General features: G+C 41.4%; 9 protein-coding genes. 2 read left to right on the top strand and 7 right to left on the bottom strand.

Features of this window, described 5'->3' with window-relative positions; translation table 11 throughout:
• Window positions 1–11: 11 nt before the first annotated feature.
• The gene (locus tag RM368_RS10070; RefSeq protein ID WP_322693937.1) at window positions 12–5,465 is read right to left on the bottom strand and encodes a Calx-beta domain-containing protein; all 5,454 of its coding nucleotides are present in this window, start codon (window positions 5,463–5,465) and stop codon (window positions 12–14) included.
• Between the two features lie 221 nt (window positions 5,466–5,686).
• Window positions 5,687–5,857: a hypothetical protein gene (locus tag RM368_RS10065; RefSeq protein WP_322693936.1), complete on the bottom strand. Its 171-nt coding sequence runs from the start codon at window positions 5,855–5,857 to the stop codon at window positions 5,687–5,689.
• Window positions 5,858–5,977: 120 nt separating this feature from the next.
• Between RM368_RS10065 and RM368_RS10060 the strand changes: the two genes are divergently transcribed.
• On the top strand, window positions 5,978–7,105 hold the full coding sequence (locus RM368_RS10060) for an acyltransferase family protein (protein ID WP_322693935.1): 1,128 nt from the start codon (window positions 5,978–5,980) through the stop codon (window positions 7,103–7,105).
• A 264-nt stretch (window positions 7,106–7,369) separates the two neighbouring features.
• Window positions 7,370–8,074, top strand: a complete 705-nt coding sequence (locus tag RM368_RS10055) for a CAP domain-containing protein (RefSeq protein ID WP_322693934.1) — start codon at window positions 7,370–7,372, stop codon at window positions 8,072–8,074.
• 286 nt (window positions 8,075–8,360) lie between these two features.
• Here the strand turns inward: RM368_RS10055 and RM368_RS10050 are convergent, their stop codons facing one another.
• From RM368_RS10050 to RM368_RS10030, 5 genes are all read right to left on the bottom strand, one after another.
• Window positions 8,361–9,743: a carotenoid oxygenase family protein gene (locus RM368_RS10050; protein ID WP_322693933.1), complete on the bottom strand. Its 1,383-nt coding sequence runs from the start codon at window positions 9,741–9,743 to the stop codon at window positions 8,361–8,363.
• A 579-nt stretch (window positions 9,744–10,322) separates the two neighbouring features.
• Window positions 10,323–13,514, bottom strand: coding sequence for an efflux RND transporter permease subunit (locus RM368_RS10045; RefSeq protein WP_322693932.1), 3,192 nt, complete (start codon window positions 13,512–13,514; stop codon window positions 10,323–10,325).
• Between the two features lie 188 nt (window positions 13,515–13,702).
• On the bottom strand, window positions 13,703–15,328 hold the full coding sequence (locus RM368_RS10040) for an efflux RND transporter periplasmic adaptor subunit (RefSeq protein ID WP_322693931.1): 1,626 nt from the start codon (window positions 15,326–15,328) through the stop codon (window positions 13,703–13,705).
• A gap of 373 nt (window positions 15,329–15,701) precedes the next feature.
• A complete protein-coding gene (locus RM368_RS10035; protein ID WP_322693952.1) occupies window positions 15,702–15,788 on the bottom strand; it encodes a hypothetical protein in 87 nt (28 codons plus the stop codon).
• 522 nt (window positions 15,789–16,310) lie between these two features.
• Entirely contained in the window at window positions 16,311–17,600 is a 1,290-nt protein-coding gene (locus tag RM368_RS10030) for a glycosyltransferase family 4 protein (RefSeq protein WP_322693930.1), read from the bottom strand.
• Window positions 17,601–18,335 lie beyond the last annotated feature (735 nt).

The following is an 18,335-nucleotide window of genomic DNA, read 5'->3' as shown; positions in this document are numbered from 1 at the left end:
CTCAATAACGATTAGTCATCATTCTTGATTGTGCCAACTCCTTGGTAATTATTAAATGTGGCATTTGCCGCACCATAGATATTGACAAAAAATGTTTCGTTGGGTTCAACTTTATTATCACCTCTGACGCCAATACTAATAACTTTGCTAGTTTCGCCAGGGTTGAAAACAATTGTCCCTAAACCAAAATTATAATCCGAGTCAGATTCTTTAGCGGTACCATCACTCGTACTGTAATTTACGACTATCGGTTGATAGAATTCGTTCGAGAGAGTGACGACAAAATTAGCATTAGTTGTCATCCCTGTTGTGCCTTCTTTGACTAATACATCTGCAATGCTAATGGCTGGAGGTTGGTCATCATTTATGATAGTAGCCACTCCCAAGCTATCAGTAATCGTGGTGTTTGTAGCACCGAAAAGATTAACGGAAAATGTCTCGTTAGTTTCAGCTTTGTTATCACCTATGACACCAATAGCAAAAGTTTTGGTGGTTTCGCCAGGATTGAAAACGATTGTCCCGGAAGCAGGGTTGTAATCAGAGTCAGAAACTTTAGCAGTGTCATCACTAGTGTTGTAATTTACAGTAACCTGCTGTAAACTCGCTGCGGAGAGAGTGACGATAAAGTTAGCATTAGTTGTTGTGCCTGTGTTACCTTCAGCAATTGAGACATCAGAGATACTAACAGTTGTTGGATTGTCATCATCAATGATGGTAGCCACTCCTAAACTATCTGCGATCGTGCCATTTGTCGCACCTGAAAGATTAACAGAAAATGTCTCGTTGGCTTCACTTTGGTTATCGCCTATGACGCCAATATTAAGAGTTTTGCTAGTTTCACCAGGAGCGAAAATAATTGTTCCTGAATCAGAGTTGTAATCAGAGTCAGAAGTTTTCGCAGTGCCATCACTCGTGTTGTAATTTACAGTAACCTGTTGATAACTGGCATTGGAGAGAGTGACAACAAAGTTGGCATTAGTTGTTGTGCCTGTATTGCCTTCAGAGACTGAAACATCCGAGATGCTGATAGTTGGTTGGCTGTCATCATTGATGATGGTAGCAACACCTAAATTATCTGCGATCGCGGCATTTGTTGCACCCAAAAGATTGACAGAAAATGTCTCGTCAGTTTCAAATTTGTTATCGCCTACAACACCAATGCTAAAAGTTTTACTGGTTTCGCCAGGATTGAAAGTAATCGTCCCGAAAGCCGAATTGTAATCAGAGTCAGCAGCATTAGCAGTGCCATCACTGGTATTGTAATTTACAGTAATCTGTTGAGAACTAGGGTTAGAAAGACTGATAGTGAAGTTAGCGTTAGTTGTTGCACCTGTGTTGTCTTCAGTAACAGAGATATCCGAGATGCTGATAGTTGGTTGACTATCATCGTTGAGAATAGTACCAACTCCTAAGCCATCTGCGATCGCGGCATTTGTTGCAGCCGAAAGATTGACAGAGAATGTCTCATCAGTTTCAGTTTGGTTATCGCCGACGACGCCAATACTAATAACTTTGCTCGTTTCGCCAGGATTGAAAGTAATAGTTCCAGAAACAGAGTTGTAATCAGAATCACCAATTTGAGCAGTGCCATCACTCGTGTTGTAATTTACAGTAATCTGCTGATAACTAGGATTAGAGAGACTGATCGTAAAGTTAGCATTAGTTGTTGTGCCTGTATTGCCTTCAGAAACTGAGACATCCGAGATACTGATAGTCGGTTGGTTGTCATCATCAATGATATTAGCCAATCCTAAACTATCAGTAATTGCGGCATTTGTTGCACCTAAAAGATTAACAGAAAATGTCTCGTTGGTTTCAGTTTTGTTATCACCAATGACACCAATGCTAATAACTTTGCTAGTTTCGCCAGGATTGAAAGTAATAGTTCCAGAAGCAGAGTTGTAATCAGAGTCAGCAACTTGAGCAGTGCCATCACTCGTGTTGTAATTTACAGTAACCTGCTGATAACTAGGATTGGAGAGAGTGACAATAAAGTTGGCATTAGTTGTTGTGCCTGTATTGCCTTCAGAAACTGAAACATCCGAGATGCTGATAGTTGGTTGGTTATCATCATTGATGATGGTAGCAACTGCTAAATTATCTGCGATCGTGGCATTTGTCGCACCCAAAAGATTGACGGAAAATATCTCGTCAGTTTCAAATTTGTTATCGCCTACAACACCAATGCTAAGAGTTTTACTGGTTTCGCCAGGATTGAAAGTAATAGTTCCAGAAACAGAGTTGTAATCAGAGTCAGCAGCATTAGCAGTGCCATCACTCGTGTTGTAATTTACAGTAATCTGCTGATAACTAGGATTAGAAAGACTGATCGTAAAGTTAGCATTAGTTGTTGTACCTGTGTTGCCTTCAGTAACTGAGATATCTGAGATGCTGATAGTTGGTTGGCTGTCATCGTTGATGATGTTTACTGTAGCCGAACTGTTAGTAATTGTGGAATTTGGCGCTCCAGTTATGATATTGGGGTTACTCAGGATAACAGTAATGTCTTCATTGAGTTCAAATATGTTGTCACCCAAAACATCGGCTGTAATTGTCTTTGTGGTTTCCCCAACAGCGAAGCTTAAAGTTCCAGATGTAGCAGTTCCTCCACCCGTCACTTGAATATTGTTATAGTCACTGCCAAAAGTTGCCGCACCGTTAAAAGCATAATTTACAGTACTAGCCACGCCAATACCACCACTGCGAGTAACTGTGAAAGTAACAGCTTGAGTACCGCTATTACCTTCAGTTAAAGTTGAGGTGGGAGTAGAAATTGCATATTGAATCGCATCATTAGCAGCAATAGTTAGAGTAGTTTCAGTTATTGTCCCTAAATCAGCTCCAGTTAGCGTGCCGAAGTTGAGTACAACTGTTTCTGCATTCTCAGGTAAATCGTCTGGATTTATAGTAAAAGTGATTAGCTGTGTTAAATTTGCGCCTGTTGCCCCAGCAGTAAAGGAGATGGTAGCAGGGGAAAAAGTGTAATCGTTGCCATTAGTAGCCGTACTATTGTTTTTGACGACAATAGGAACTGTGACAGCGGTTTCAGGAGAGGCATCTAAGGTAACAGAAATAGTTACTGTAGTGGCGGTACTATCTTCTGTTGTATTGTACGTAGCAGCACCAAAGTTGACTTTTGGAAGTACATATTCAAATGCTCCAATGTCAATTCTCCCGCTTTCAATACGGTTAAAATCCGTGCCACGCTGATCCGTAGTTAAGCCACCATTGTAAGCGGGATCGCCAGCATTCCTGGCAGGACTGCTAAAGTATAAAGCATGAGTTTGTGTAGAACCACCGTAATCTCCTAGCGGTTTGAGTCCGGGATTGGAGTTAATAATATCTGTACCCGTACCGAGAGTCCCGGATGATTTACCAGTAAGATTGCCAATCAGGTTGTAAGCATTACCATTGAAGTTGCTACCATAGACATCAGATCCTTGATTACCTGGATCAATATTGCCAGCAATGATGCTATTGCTGATGCTTACCGTACCGCTAAATTTATAAATGCCGCCACCATCACCTTGGCCATTGTTATCACTATCGGCAGTATTTCCAAAAATAGTGCTATTGCTGACTGTGGCATTGCTGGTGTAGATGCCGCCACCATAGGTTTTAGCTGTATTACTAGAAATAGTGCTATTGCTTATGGTTAGACTAGTGCTACTGAAAATGCCGCCACCATTGCTGTTAGCAGTATTGCCAGAAAGAGTACTATTGCTAACTGTGGCATTGCTGCTGTATATGCCTCCCCCAAGGTTTGCTATGTTACCAAAAATACTGCTATCGGTGAGTGTGGCACTATTGCTGTAAATGCCGCCGCCGTTAGTGTTTGCGGTGTTGCCAGAAAATGTACTGTTGCTGACTGTGACACTACTGGTGCTGTAAATGCCGCCGCCGCTAGTGCTGGCAGTGTTGCCAGAAAAATTACTATTACTGACTATGACACTACTGGTGCTGTAGATACCGCCACCATTTGCTCCATTTCCCCCAGTTATGTTTACCCCATCAATTGAGAGAGAGGCAGTGGCATTAAAAATACGAGAAGTATTGTTACCACTGATGGTAAGTTTATTAGCTCCAGTTCCTTGAATTATCACTCCTCCAGTAACATTCAATTCCCCAGAAGTGAGGGTAATAATGTCAGGGGTAGCGTCACCGAATATTCCAGTCGTATCAAAGAGGATTGTCTCAATCCCTGGATCGTTATTGGCATTGATAATAGCTTGCCTTAAGGAGCCGGCACCGCTGTCATTGGTGTTAGTTACTATATAGGTGGTGCCATCTACTTTGACAGATACATCGTCAATGGCTAAACCATGATCGTTGCCTGTATCATCTATGTCTTCCCAACGCAATATAATCTCTTCACCGTTAGCTATGGGGGTAGCTAGGGTAATTATTACAGGCGTTATGACAGTCCGATTGGCAATTTGATTACCAACTAAGGCACCTGCGGTTGCAGTTGCAATTGGCCCGGTGAAATCTAACGATGTGACAGGCGTCCATGTTCCTGTTGTTAAACTTGTGACAGTTGACCCAGTTTGATAACTGAATTTCAGCTGTTGCTGCGATGTATTACTACCATTACGCCATTGCTCACCCGTATAACCTACTTGCAACTTAGTAATTGGTGAACCTGTATTGTTTTGGAGGCGCAAACCATAATAAATAGTTCCTGTAGTACCAGAAGCTACAGAACCAAGTGCTCGGTCTGTGGTCGTACCAAAACTGTACATTGCACCTGTGTTATTACTGCCATTACCAGCGCTGTAACTTGTTCTTGTGGAATACCAGCCTGAAATGGTTGAATCATTAGCCCAAGGTAGAGTTCCTGAAGCCGCTAAAGTGTTGAAGTTTTGAGAGTATGTGCCAGTAAAACTAGCTGGCAAAATCGATTGGTAAGCCTGTATTACTTCAGGTTGAAATGCCAGGGAAGCCTCAATTTTTCCTGTTTTCACCTCTAAATCCCAATCGCCACCTAAAGCTGTACTTCCGGTTTTGTCAGTAGAAGCGGCAACATCTGCTCCAGTAATTTGGCTAATCTGCTGTACAAATTTTGTGCCTTCGCCACTGGCTACATCACAGCCATAAAGTAGGATGTCAGCTTTATCAGTTAAAGCACTTGCCCACTTTTGTAACTGATTTTTGTAGCTATCCAGATTGCTAAGGCTGAAGTTGATTGACCCTAGCTGCAAACTCCCCACACTTCCGTGGGAAACAATGTGAATTGATTGAACTGAATTGGATTCACGTTTTGCTAGAAACTCGGTAATTTGTGCTAAACCGTCTCTATTGGCATCAAGAATAACAACTTCACTGCCGAGTGTGATACCAGCCATTAAGCTTTGGTAATCTATAACTTTTGGATCTATAAAAACAATATTTGTGCTTCCATCTATTAATTTGATAGTAGACTTATTTATACTTTTAGAGCGATGATTTTCTGGCAGCTTTATCATAATTATTCCTTAAATATAATTTATTAGCTTTAGCTTAGTAATAGTTAACGTGCATAACAAAATAGAAAGTGAATGACTCTGCATTCGCTTTCATTTCCAAATGAAATCGGTAATTAAACTTTTTATTTAATGAGAGAAAATCGCAATATTTTTAGTTGTTATATAAGCACGCCTTGAATAAAGTTAGCTGTTTTTTAGTCACAGCTTTTGTTTATAGCAATTTATACTAAGTCTAGTGACAAAACAACTGCATTTTCACTTAAATAACGATAGATTGATTGAAATTTGAGTATATCTAGTTTTATTAACAGTTCTGGTACTACCAATCCTTTTTGAATCGCTAAACTAAAACTGTGGTCTAGGTGCGATCGCGTACTTCTAGTTTCGTACAAGATAGTATGGGCAGGAACCTTGATGAAAAACTATATTTGGTAAGTAGACCGATAAATTTTGCTTGCTTACCTGCATCAAGCGGAGTACTTTAGATACTCATGTAACATAAAATTCCGTTTATGCGCCTGACTTCACTGGATGTTTTTCGCGGCATTACCATCGCTGGAATGATTCTCGTTAATATGGCGGGTGTCGCAGATGATGTATATCCTCCCTTAGCTCACGCCGATTGGCACGGCTGCACACCAACGGACTTGGTATTTCCCTTCTTTCTCTTCATTGTCGGTGTAGCAATGACTTTCTCGCTGTCAAAATACAGCGAAGGCAATAAACCAACCTCAGCTGTTTACTGGCGGATATTGCGCCGCGCCGCTATTCTCTTTGCCTTAGGATTACTACTAAATGGCTTTTGGAATCAAGGTATTTGGACTTTTGATTTGAGTAGTATCCGCATAATGGGAGTGTTGCAGCGCATCAGCCTTACCTATCTGCTGGCTTCCCTAGCTGTTCTCAACCTTCCGCGCAAAGGTCAATGGATACTAGCAGCAGTGCTACTCATTGGCTACTGGCTAACGATGATGTATGCAGCAGTGCCAGAATTTGGTGCAGGAGTTTTGACGCGAGAGGGTAATTTTGGTGCTTATGTTGACCGCCTGATTATTCCCAAAGCACATTTATATAAAGGTGATGGTTTCAACTTTATGGGAGATCCAGAAGGGCTATTCAGTACTATTCCCGCGATAGTAAGCATTCTCGCTGGCTACTTCACAGGTCAATGGATACGCAGTCAACCTGTACATTCACGTACAAGTATCGGTTTAGGATTATTTGGAGTCGGTTGCTTAATTATCGGTTGGGTATGGGGGTGGACATTCCCAATTAACAAAAAGCTGTGGACAAGTTCTTATGTAGTATTTACAACAGGTTGGGCGTTACTATTACTAGCAGCTTGTTATGAACTGATCGAAGTACGGCTGATGCGTCGCTGGAGTAAACCTTTTGAAATTATGGGCTTAAATGCGATCGCTCTTTTCGTTGCCTCGGTTTTGTTAATTAAAATTTTAGTCAAAACCACTATTGGCACTGGCAAAGACGCTCCTAGTACCTACAATTGGATTTACCAGAATTTTTTCGCATCTTGGGCGGGTGTGCTGAATGGTTCCCTGTTATTTGCCTTAGTCACCGTGTTGTTGTGGTGGGCTGTTGGTTTTCTGATGTATCGGCAACGCTGGTTTCTGAAAGTGTAAAAAAGATTTTTGTTATTATTTACGTTTTAGTGTTTTCAATGTTACAACAGATGTTAAGTGATACATTGTAACACTCTAGGAACAAAGGCAATCGCAACTTTATCAATATTATTGGCGCGTTAATCTGCGCTTTCTTTAGCAAACTTACTTAAACCCTGATATCGTTTCTAACGGCAGAAGCGTATACAGACTTATCTGTGCGTTGAAAATTCTTATTTCTTCTAATTCACTAAATTAATCCATAGAAAAATTGTGAGGTAATCGATGCGTCGCATGAATTTTTGGGTATTTTTGCCAATTACCTTGATATTGGGGTGCTCAAATCAACTACTTCAATCTAATCCGTCTGTAGCCAACTCTAACCCAGCAGTAGTTAAACAAACTAGTCCAACTTTATTAGCAAAGGCGAGTTACCTTTCACCGTTGGAACAACAGGTAATTGTTCAAACCAATAAGGTAAGAACAAATCCTAAAGCATACCTCCCGATTCTGGAAAACTATAGAAAGCGCTTTGAGGGGAACCGAGTCAAAATTTCTAATAATACTTATCTACGAACTCAAGAAGGAGTCAAAGCAGTTGATGAAGCGATCGCATTTCTCAAATCAGCACGTCCTGTAGGAACCTTGAGTGCATCTAAGGGTATGTCTTTAGGAGCAAAAGATCACGTAAAAGACCAAGGCCCAAAAGGTGCTATAGGTCATGATGGTAGCGATGGTAGCAACCCTTTTACTCGCATCAACCGCTATGGGAAATGGCAAACAACCGCAGGTGAAAATATCAGTTATGGGCCAAACAGCGCTCAAGATATCGTCATGCAGTTAATTATTGATGATGGTGTGAGCGATCGCGGCCATCGAAAAAACATTTTTAATGGTGCTTTTAAAGTCTCTGGTGTTGCTTATGGAACTCACAAATTATATAGAACAATCTGCGTGATTGACTACGCTGGCGGATATAAGGAAAAATAATTTGCGCGGGAGTCATATAAGCCCAAAATCCTGATGTAGAGACGCGATTTACCGCGTCTTGAAAGACCAATTATTTACACTAATAATCCTTAACCCAAGCATATTGGGGATCAATACTTCTCGGGTTTTGAGGAAAAGGGGAAGGTGGGGTTCCCTCTGGGGATAAGGGGCGGAGGGAAAGGGAAAGGTTCTGTATTTTGCCTTTCCCCCTTAACCTTTACCCTTTTCCCACCTCTTGCAAAAAGCACTTTTGCAAGAGGTCTAAGGTTTCTAACTGCCCATTGAGCTATTTTGCAGCAAACCAAGCACCATGAAAGCCGTAAGGCACTCGCTGAGGAATTATCACCCGCGCTACAGGTTCAGCTGTTATATCTTGGGCATTCACTACTACTAATTCTGAAGTATCTGAACCCTCATCATGGACGAAAGTCATCAGCCAACCATCATCCTCAGCCGTTGCACCAGGACGCGGCGCAAACACAGTTTCACCGTTATAGCGCCCCTGTCCAAATTCATGTATTTGGGATTTTCCACTATTGAAGTCGTATTTGATGATACCGTCAAATAAAGGTACAGGACTGTTTACCGCTTTGTTAGTGTAGCCATATCGGTTTTGTCGCCCCAATCGGTTTTCGTTGACGCGGGGAAATTCCGAAGCTACATCATCCAACATATCTTCATGCACTGACCCCGTGCTGAGATTAAATCGCCAGCGATGCAAACGGGGAATATTTGCGTTTGGATCGGGTTGCGATTCATCAGAACTTAAAACAGTTGTAGAACTCATGCGACAGGCAATTAGCACTACTTCGTCTCCCTCTTCGTAAGCGTTGAGGGTATGGAAGATGTAGCAAGCAGGACTTTCAAACCAGCGGATATTACTGTTGTCACCGTGACGTGGTACAATGCCAAAGCGACTGGGGCGATCGCGCTCAAACATCATTACAGGTTCTCCCCGTTGCGATCGCTCTAGGTTAAAAGTCAGCGGCAAATCCATGAAAATTGTGTAGTTTTCAGTGATGGCAAAATCGTGCATCATCACGCCTATTGGCAGTTCAATTGGCACTGTCCGTAACAGTTCGCCTTGGGCTGAGACTACACTATATTGCAGATACGGTGGCGCAAACAGAGAATAGCCAAAGAAGATCATTTCCCCTGTAACTGGGTCTACTTTGGGATGGGCTGTGAAGGCAGAAACCAGCTTACCATTGTAGCTATACTCGCCAATGGTTTCTAATTCAGGCAGCTTGATGGCATGAGGTTTACCTCCCTCGTTCAGCGCCAACATCTGACCAGCGTGCCACACTAAGGCAGTATTGGCAGTATTTTTGTAGCGCCCGTGAGGGTTATCCATTTGTGGCGGTTCTAACAACCCAGTCCAGATAGCTTTACCCGCTTCTCGTTCTTTTTTCCATCCAAAAGTCTGGACGTAGCGGTTACGATAAGTGGCTATGCCGTTGCTAATTTGCACACCATGCAACATCCCATCCCCATCAAACCAATGATATTGACCGATAGGCGTCCATTGAGGGTTAGGGCCATTCCGCACAAACATCCCTGATAAATCAAGGGGTAATTCACCGATAACTGGCAATTTGTCGGTGGTGATTTCTTCATGGACTGGAGCAAAATTGCCATTGAGATAGGGATTGACTGCTATTGTTACCATTGTCTTGATTTCAGCGTACATTTGTACTGTACATTCTGGTATGTCATTATGCCCACTTAGAAATTTTGAGGGTGTTGTGGAATTTTTGCAATCGATGCTACAAATTCAATTTTTTCTCTAGCTGTTTAATTCGTTTGATTTGTAGGAGGTTCCATTCATCTTCAGAATAGGGTGTGCTATAGCAGATATCTAAAATTTATTTAGCGAGCGCTAATTGTATATAAACTTAATACAAGGACATTATCCGCTAATTTAACTGGTATAAGTTATTTATTCTAACCGTTGACTTCTGTTTTAGTTTTCTTTCAAGAGTTGCTAAAATTTTTGGATAACTATTCATGTCAGTATTTGCTAACTGCATTAGTTTATTTTTGACCAATTTACTCTTACGATCAAAGTAAATATTTAGTCTATATCTCGATAGGAATAAAACGGCGATGTCTTGAGCATTGAGTCTAGCAGCATTTAAGGCAATTGCAGTTAAAAAGTATCCCATCATAAAAAGCAAGCTTTATGATGGGATAATTTATTTTTGGCAAGTACCTAAATTGATTTGCTTCAATCGATAACGAGAAATACTCAATCTTCAGCTTTTGTTGAATATATAGCAGTATTACCATTCAATGACACTGCTTCAACTGTTATTTCTTGATGTCGATTTGGTTTGATAAATCGCTCTGTTATCGTCTTAATGACGATATACAAAATCGGCACTACAAACAAACTCAAAAAAGTAGCGATTAACATCCCACCAAATACTGCCGTTCCCAAAGATTGTCGACTTCCTGCGCCGGCACCTGTGGCAGTCGCCAAAGGAAAAATCCCCAAGAGTGTAGAAAAAGCAGTCATCAAAATTGGGCGTAACCGCTCTTGTGAAGCCTCAATTACTGCTTTGGTCATCGAAAGCCCTTGGTCTCGTAATTGATTAGCAAATTCCACAATTAAAATTGCATTCTTACTAGCTAAACCGATCAACATTACTAGACCAATTTGACAGTAAACATCATTCGCAAAACCCCGCATTGATTGAGCTATCAGCGCTCCAAAGATAGCTAAGGGAACTGATAACAGAATAATAAAAGGGTCAACGTAGTTTTCATATTGAGCGGCTAGTACCAAAAACACAAAGATGATTCCTAATCCAAAGATCAGGGGTGCTAAACCACCAGAATCGATTTCTTCTAACGCAGTCCCTGACCATTCGTAACCATAACCTGCTGGTAAAACTTCTTTAGCAACTTTTTCCATTGCTTTAATAGCGTCTCCAGAACTAGAACCAGGGGCGGCGGAACCATTAATTTCAATTGAGCGGAACAGATTGTAGTGATTTATTGTTTGCGCTCCCACAGTCGGAGTAACTGTAACTAAGTTACTCAAAGGAATCATTTGATTCTTTTGAGAACGAACGTATAGTTTGCCAATATCTTTTGGGTTGGAACGAAACTGTTGATCTGCTTGGATATACACCCGATAATTGCGCTGCTGGAGATTGAAATCATTGACATATTGCGATCCCAAAGCAGTTTGTAATGTACTGAAGACATCATCTATGGAAACTTGTAATGCTTTGGCTTTATTGCGGTTTACTTCCACAAGCAATTGTGGTGTATCTGCGGCAAAGGTGCTAAATACAGCTTGTAATCCTGGCGTTTGATTGGCGCGACCTAGCAACTGACCCATTGACTGGACTAAATTTTCTAAACCACTGTTACCTCTGCGGTCTTGCAGTTGAAAAACAAAGCCGCCAAAGTTCCCTAAACCCTGAATTGGTGGCGGATTCACAGGAAACACTCTGGCCTCTGGAATTGCCAATAACTTTCCTTGCAAGCTGCCAATAATCGCCTGTACTGATTGATCGGGTTTTGAGCGCTCATCCCATGATTTTAAAGTGGTAAAGATGATGCCGCTATTGGCGGTGCTACCACTAAAACCAAATCCACCGATCGCAAAAGTCCCCAGTACTTCAGGAATTTGGAGAATTTCTTTTTCTACCTTTGCAATCACATCGCTGGTATATTGCAGCGAAACTCCTTGGGGTCCTTGGATAATTGTGATGAAGTAGCCTTCGTCTTCGTCGGGGAGAAAGGCTGTTGGTACTGTGGTGTACAACCAAGCAGTCATTCCCAAGGAGACGATAAACAACCCAATCACAATACCTTTGATGCGTGTTAGAAAGGTAAGCGATCGCTTATAACCATTCTGTACCCAGTCAAGAAACCGATTAATCTGGTCAAAAATCCAACCCAGTATGCCTGAAGGTCTTTGTCCTTGGCGCAGTAGCAGCGCACATAAAGAAGGTGTCAGCGTCAAAGCTAAAAATGTCGAAATCGCAATCGAAAAAGCGATCGTCAAGGCGAATTGTCGATAAAGTGCACCTGTGGTTCCCGGAAAAAATGCCACTGGCACAAACACCGCCATCAATACCAGTGATGTGGCAATAACTGCGCCAAACAGCTCCTTCATTGATTCGCTAGCAGCTCGGCGAGGATTTATGCCTTTATCCTGAATAAAACGGCTAATTTGCTCCACCACCACGATCGCATCGTCTACCACCATCCCCGATGCTAAAGTTAGACCAAACAGAGTCAAACTATTGATGGAAAAGTTAAAAACTTTAACGAAGGCAAATGTTCCAATTAAAGAAAGTGGAATGGTAAGTGCAGGAATTAAAGTAGTTCGCCAGTCTTGTAAAAACACAAAAATTACAATTACAACCAGCACCACCGCTTCAATTAGAGTTTTGACTACTTCTGCCAAAGACTCTTCGACAAAGGATGTTGTGTCAAAAGCTACTTGATATTTCATGCCAGGGGGAAAACTTGGAGCCAATCGCGCAATTTCGGCTTTGACTCCCTTGGCTACATCCAAGGCATTACTACCAGGAATCTGATAAATCCCTAAACCAACAGCATCGTTACCACGAAATCTTAGAAATGAACTGTAGTTTTCTGCACCCAGTTCTGCTCTCCCGACATCTTTGAGCTTGACTAATGTGTTATTATCTCCAGTTTTGAGGACAATTTCTTCAAATTCTGATGGTTCTGCTAATCGGCTAGCAGCACGCACATCAAGTTGATACCTTTGTCCTTCAGGAGCAGGTTCTTGTCCAATTCTCCCTGCACCAACTTGCAAGTTTTGTTCAGATAAAGCATTTGCTACATCCTGAGTTGTTAGCCCCCGATTGGCAAGGCGAGTTGGATCTAACCACAGGCGCATTGCATAGCGGCGTTCGCCAAAAATTTGAACGTTGCTCACACCTTTGACTCTTTTTAAGGCATCTGCTAAGTAAAGGTCAGCATAGTTACTTAAAAATATGTTGTCGTACTCTTTATTTTCAGCATATAAACCAATTGCTAAGAGAATGTTGCTAGATTCTTTAGATACCCGTACTCCTGTGCGTTGCACACTCTCTGGTAATTGCGGTTGGGCAACAGAAACACGATTTTGCACATCCACAGCTGCAATATCTTTATCACGCGATGAATCGAAGGTGGCTGTAATGGTACTAGTACCATCGTTACTGCTGCTAGAAGTCAGATATCTTAGTCCCTCAACCCCGTTGATTTGCCTTTCTAAAATATTGGTAACGCCGCTTTCTACGACTTCTGCACTAGCTCCGCTATAGTTGGAAGTTACACTAATTTGAGTGGGACTAATTTCTGGGAATCTGGCGATCGGTAGTGTGGGAATACTGATTAATCCGATTAAAAGGATGACGATCGCACATACCGACGCAAAAATTGGCCGCTTAATAAAGAAGTCAACAAACATAGTTTAAAAATTGGGCTTTGGGTATTTGGTATTTGGTATGGAAGATTGGGAATTGGGCATGGAGAAAAGACAAGGTAGACAAGGAAGAGGGGAAAGACAAAAAAGAGACTTGTTCAATAATTCCCCCTTGTCCCCTTGTCCTCTTGTCTTTCTTGCCTCTGTGTCCCCTGCCCCTTGTCCCTCTTCAGCTAAGGTTTCTGGCTACCAACTTCTTCTTTTTCAGGAGTAATGGGAGCGCCATTGGTTAAGTTGAGAATACCGGAAACAACAATTTTCTCCCCCGCTTTTAGTCCTTCGATAACTTGATAATTATTCCCCTCAATGACTCCCAATTTCACCGATTTTTGTTGAGCTACTAAAGCTGGCGCTCCAGCTTTCTTTTCTACTGGTGCTTCAGCTTTTTTTTCTGTTGGTTCAGCCTTCTTTTCTGTTGGCGCTTCAGCTACAAATACAAATGTCTCTCCACCCAAGCGAGATACTGCTGTAACTGGAATTAATATTCCCGGACGTTCGTTCCAGATCACTCTGGTTTGCACTGACTGAAGATTAAGCAGTCGATTTCTCGAATTGCCAAAGTTGGCTTTTACCAAAACTGTCTGCGAATCGGAACTAGCATTTGGGGAGATAAAACTCACCTTACCCCTTGCTATGGGTTTGTCTTGGACATCCAGCATTTGCACAGGTAAGCCCAAGCGCAACTTTCTGGCTTCGGCTACGGGAACGGAAATATTCAGTTCTAAAGAGTCGTTTCTAGTTAGTGTAGTGAGTTGATCGGCTTTTTCCACATAATCTCCCACTTTTGCTGGAATATCACCAACAATGCCAGTGAAAGGTGCTAGAACTTTTGTGTATTGCAATTGGACTTGGGCCGCTTGAACTTGGGCAGCTGCTTGAGTTACTTGCGATCGCGCTTGGGCAATTTCTTCTGGACGCGAACCATTTTCTAGTTGCCTTAAGTTTTGTTTTTGTTGTTCCAAAGCACCACCTAGCTCGTTGATACTCGATCTTCTGCTTTGGCGGAGTTGGTCTAGGCGTTTCTGGGCTACGACTAGAGCAGCTTCAGCACTTTGCTGTTCTTTGACATATCCTTCTAAGGTATCTTGGGAAACTGCGCCCTCTTTTCTCAATTGTGCATATCGTTTGGCGCGTGACTGTGCTAGTTCCACATCAGATTTAGCTGACTGAATTTGAGCCTCAGCCTGAGCAATTTCTTCTGGTTGCGATCCCGATTGAGCATCTCTAAAGCGAGCTTGGGCTTGAGCTAACTGCGCTCTGGCTTGGGCAATTTCTTCTTGTCGCGTACCTGCTTGAAGTTCAGCAAGCTTTGCTTGGGCTTCTTGCAGTGTGCCTCTAGCTTGTAATAGTTGAGCTTGGACATTATCACTTTGCAGACTAATAATGACTTGTCCTTGTTGAACGCGATTGCCCTCTTGGATGAAAATCTCGGTAATTCGCCCTTCAACCTGTGGCTTGATGATTACTGAACGTGGAGCTTCTAAGGAGCCAATAAACTCTGAACTGTCTTGAACGGTTTCAGTTTTTACTGTCGCTAGCTTGACTGGAACTGCTCTAGGTTGACCGGCATTTGCCCCAGCCGCAGGTGCATTGCTAGCATTACTAGTTTGCCACCAGCGCCAACCAAAACCTACACCTGCAATTAATAAGATGATTCCTAATAGTAGGGGCCAACGACGTTTTTGAGGTGGCTTAGGCGATCGCTCTGGCAATTGTTGCGACTCTTGACTAGAATCAGTAACAGCAGGCTGTTCTATTTCAATGGGTAAGGGAGAGTCAGGGAACTCAGAATGGGACATCTTCGTTTTCTCGTCTTGTGGATTTAGACTTGGGCAATCTACTTTTCGCTAAAAAAGCATTATTTGGAATAGTTTTTTAGCCCTTTTGTCTCTTTGTTTGTGAAAAATATGTTTTGGTATTTGGGCGATCGCTCACGATGTCTAGCACCTAAAATCAAGGAATTTTGTTCAGCACATTATGGTTGATTTGTACATTACTTAACTCCGTTCAATTTCTTAAAGTGTAATTTATAGTTTTTTGTTACTTAGTATAAACACAGTGCTTTCTCTCTAAGCTAAAGCACAGTTTATGTTGTTGCAGCTAAAGCTTCTGCCTGTAAAGCGTAGGCGTAGCCTCTCGTAGAGAAGGCATGGTTTTGGTAATTAGAGCAAGTTAGTAGTTGCTTTTGTAGTTATGGAAATGACGAAATAAAGTTACCTCATTGACCGCAGCAACACGAGTAATTTCTCGCGTTGTCACTGTGATTAAACCTGTCGTTGCAAATACCTTAGTTGCTGATTAGATCAAGGGTGCATAAGTTTGTGCCGTACTTGATGGTAATGTTTTCTATGAGTGTTTGCAAGCGCTTGCTTGCATTATAACCACATAGCAAAGGAGATTAGTATTATTTATAGATGAGTTTATCCCTCTTGAGTAGTACTGAATACTGATCTTAGGGAAGAAAAAAGTCTAGGGTGATGCCTTCTCTAGAAGACACTTCTTTACGAGAAGCTTTGCCAACGCCTAGCTTGCTTCCCCCTATGGGTACGGCGGGCTACGCCTACGCTGATTAATTCAGCTTTATTAATCATCAAGTTATCCTCACCGAGAACGACGTGCAATCAATTAGTGTTCTCTAGATTCCTATTTTTGAGCAGTCTCAACTTCCTACAGTTAGTTCACCCGACCGGTTGATCTTTAAATCACCCGAATGGGTGATTTTATTTATTCCAATCGGGGTTTTATTTGTGTAGCTAACGAGTGAGAAATCCTCAATCCCCTTCAACCATCCACAACTGATTTCTTAGAATCGAATTTTGGTAAAATCCCCACAGTTGATTTTCGGTTGGTAACAATATGAGAAAAAAGCCACTCATACCGATCGAGCGCTTGCTCTAAAGAATAGTTTTCTTCGGCAAATTGTCTTCCTGTGTTACCTAGTTTCGTCACTATAGCCGGATTAGCATATAAATCATGCACCGCAGCAGCCATTGCTTGGGGCGATTCTGGTTCAACAACTATCCCACCACCACTGAGTTCGATGGCTTTAGCAGCAGTACCAGTGGCGGGAACTGAACCCACAATTGGGCGACCACTCGCCAACAAAAGTGGTATTTTTGAAGGCATATTGAACGAAATCACATTGTGCTTTTGCACAATCAGCCCAACATCAGAAGCTGCTAGCATTTCAGGTAGCTTTTCTCGCGGCTGTAACGGTAGTAGCAAAACATTATCTGCTCCATTTGATAAACAATATTCCTGCAATCTTTGCAATGCTCTTGATTCGCCCACAATGACAAAGACAATATCTTTGATATGACGTAAACAAACGGCTGCTTCGATTACTGTCTCTAAACCTTGTGTTAGAGCAATGTTGCCTGAATAAAGTACTACAAATTTTCCATCTAATTGATGGTTAGATATCCAAGAGTTGCTCTGTTTCGGTAACGGGCGAATAAAATTTACATTTACCCAATTGGGAATACAAACGATTTTATTAACAGGTACTCCTTTATTTACTAAATTCTCACGAAACCCATCAGCGATCACACTAATAGTGTGTGCAGTCCGATATGCAAATTTCTCTAAAGCTGCAAGAGTTCGGATCATCCACTTGTTTTTTAATAGCCCGATACGCACAGCAGCTTCTGGTAAAATATCTTGCACATTTAGAACTACTGGGCAGTTGTATAACCAGCCCAATATTGTTGCTGGCAACGTACCTAGTAGCGGTGGAACTGTTAAGATAATCACATCTGGTCGCCCACCTTTCAAGGCTTGGGGTAAGCTCGTGAAAACAAAGCTCAACTCCAGTAACAGGCGATCTACTAGGTTAGGTTTAGACTTAATTCGCACGTAACTTCGCGCAATTGTAACACCATTTTTTTGTTCCGTAAGATACCATTTATTTTGATACCCATCGTAAACTTCGCGCTGAGGATAGTTGGGCATTCCCGTAATCACTCGCACTTTATGACCTCGCTTTACTAACCCTTCTGCCAATTCAGTCATTAACGGAGCAATTCCAATTGGCTCTGGATGATAGTTGTAGGAATAAATCAGAATATGCATGAACTATTTGTGAATTTTGTGAAGATAGCATGAGACAAGCAAATTACTTATTAATAGCTAGTAGGATCTGCTATTTTTATTGCTTACAGCGTTTTCTTTTGCATAAAGCATAAAGCTATAGGTTTAGAGGCAGGAAGCAGAGGTAGAAACTGTTTATATCTGATTTGTATCTCTGTTTTTACTTACCTCATTTATTTACAAATGCTGTATTTTGACTGGTTAAATTGTTTAATTAAAAAAAATGTGTTAAACATTGCTTATAATTTTTTTTATTTTTTAAAAGATAAATTTTGTCTTGCATAAAACACTTAAAAATTAAAATATAAATTTAAATAAACGGGTGAGATTATTGATAAATATAGACTTTATTTTCTGATGATTATGACAATAGTTGGTCTTTTTATTTCCGAACTAATGCCTAAATTTACACTTGGGGAATTGTAACATTATATTCAGTGTTATGCATATAACCCTCATTCCGCCTTTTAAACTGGCACATGAAGTATTTTTAACCAAGTCACCAGTATTGTATTAATTGAGGAGAATCCCACTTTTTGAGTTGTTCAAAGGCGCTGACTAAAACAGTGTTGAGTGCTGAGTAATAAATGCTGAGGTAAAAGTAAAATTAATTTCACTCATATTTTTAATAAGGTTATATGATAGCCCTACTAGTTAACTGAACTAGTAGGGCTAGAATAGAGATTCAGTAAATTTGGCAAGCTCTGACTAGAAAGC

This window comes from Nostoc sp. DedSLP03, from assembly GCF_034530815.1.
Lineage (GTDB): Bacteria > Cyanobacteriota > Cyanobacteriia > Cyanobacteriales > Nostocaceae > Nostoc.
This window is presented reverse-complemented; position numbering and strand designations above follow the sequence as displayed.

Bases quoted from the DNA above. Each gene is read 5' to 3' on its own strand.
- RM368_RS10050 (WP_322693933.1), bottom strand. From the start codon at position 9,743: ATGGTAACAATAGCAGTCAATCCCTATCTCAATGGCAATTTTGCTCCA.
- RM368_RS10040 (WP_322693931.1), bottom strand. From the start codon at position 15,328: ATGTCCCATTCTGAGTTCCCTGACTCTCCCTTACCCATTGAAATAGAA.
- RM368_RS10070 (WP_322693937.1), bottom strand. From the start codon at position 5,465: ATGATAAAGCTGCCAGAAAATCATCGCTCTAAAAGTATAAATAAGTCT.
- RM368_RS10060 (WP_322693935.1), top strand. From the start codon at position 5,978: ATGCGCCTGACTTCACTGGATGTTTTTCGCGGCATTACCATCGCTGGA.
- RM368_RS10055 (WP_322693934.1), top strand. From the start codon at position 7,370: ATGCGTCGCATGAATTTTTGGGTATTTTTGCCAATTACCTTGATATTG.
- RM368_RS10030 (WP_322693930.1), bottom strand. From the start codon at position 17,600: ATGCATATTCTGATTTATTCCTACAACTATCATCCAGAGCCAATTGGA.
- RM368_RS10045 (WP_322693932.1), bottom strand. From the start codon at position 13,514: ATGTTTGTTGACTTCTTTATTAAGCGGCCAATTTTTGCGTCGGTATGT.